This window comes from Mycobacterium sp. E2479, assembly GCF_001667925.1.
Taxonomy (GTDB): Bacteria; Actinomycetota; Actinomycetes; order Mycobacteriales; family Mycobacteriaceae; genus Mycobacterium.
This window is the reverse complement of record NZ_LZJR01000019.1, coordinates 1-1,101: the sequence shown is the minus strand read 5'-3', so window position 1 is coordinate 1,101 and position 1,101 is coordinate 1. Positions and strand designations below refer to the sequence as shown.

General features: G+C 60.6%; 2 protein-coding genes. One reads left to right on the top strand and one right to left on the bottom strand.

Going from position 1 to position 1,101, the window contains the following annotated elements:
• A partial coding sequence (locus A5686_RS02375) for a class I SAM-dependent methyltransferase (RefSeq protein ID WP_197520452.1) occupies positions 1–184 on the top strand: 184 nt, incomplete at its 5' end.
• 60 nt (positions 185–244) lie between these two features.
• Here the strand turns inward: A5686_RS02375 and A5686_RS02370 are convergent.
• Positions 245–1,096, bottom strand: a complete 852-nt coding sequence (locus tag A5686_RS02370) for a cyclopropane mycolic acid synthase family methyltransferase (protein ID WP_082947429.1) — start codon at positions 1,094–1,096, stop codon at positions 245–247.
• Between the last annotated feature and the right edge of the window lie 5 nt (positions 1,097–1,101).

Below are 1,101 nucleotides of genomic sequence, written 5' to 3'. Positions count from 1 at the left end.
GCTGCAGGAGCATTACGCGCGGACCCTCAACATCTGGGCGGCGAATCTGGAAGCCAACAAGGAGAAGGCGATCGCTCTCCAGTCCCAGGAGATCTACGACAAGTACATGCACTATCTGACCGGGTGCGAGAACTTCTTCCGCAAGGGCATCAGCAACGTGGGGCAATTCACGTTGGTCAAGTAGCTCACAGCATTTCAGCGCACAACGGTGATCCGTTGGGGCTGAGTGCCTATGGTGAGCCGGTCACTTCTCCAACGTGAACTGGTTGACGTCGGTGTAGCCCTCCCGGAACAGCTTCGCGCAGCCGGTGAGGTACTTCATGTAGCGGTCGTAGACCTCCTGAGACTGGATGGCCAACGCCTGCTCGCGATTCGCCTCGAGCGCCTCGGCCCATAGATCCAGTGTCCTGGCGTAGTGCAACTGCAGCGACTGGACCCGGGTCAGGTCGAAGCCCGCCGTGACCCCGTATTCGCCGACGGTCTGCGGGGTCGGCAGCCAGCCGCCGGGAAAGATCTCGGCCAGGATGAATTGCGAGAACTGGACGATCTCGTGGGTCAGTTTCATGCCCCTGGCGCGGGCATCCCTGAACGACGGCCGAACGATGGTGTGCAGCAACATCACTCCGCCTGGCGGCAGCGCTTGGTAGGCCATCTTGAAGAAGCGGCCGTAGCGCTGGCGACCGAAGTGCTCAAACGCGCCGATCGACACGATCCGGTCCACCGGCTCGTGGAACTTTTCCCAGCCCTCCAGCAGCACCCGCCTGCTGCGGGTGGTGTCCATCTGATCGAACGACTTCTGCACGTGCTCGGCCTGGTTCTCCGAGAGCGTCAGGCCGACGACGTTCACGTCGTATTTCTCGACAGCCCGCTTCAGCGCGCCGCCCCAACCGCAACCGATGTCGAGCAGCGTCATCCCGGGCTCGAGGTTCAGCTTTCCCAATGCCAGGTCGAACTTCGCAATCTGCGCTTCTTCGAGCGTCATGTCATCACGCTCGAAATAGGCACACGTGTAACCCATCGTGGCATCCAGAAATAACGCGAAAAATTCATCCGAGACGTCGTAGATGGACTGCGACTCCTCGTAAAAGGGCTCCAATCGCG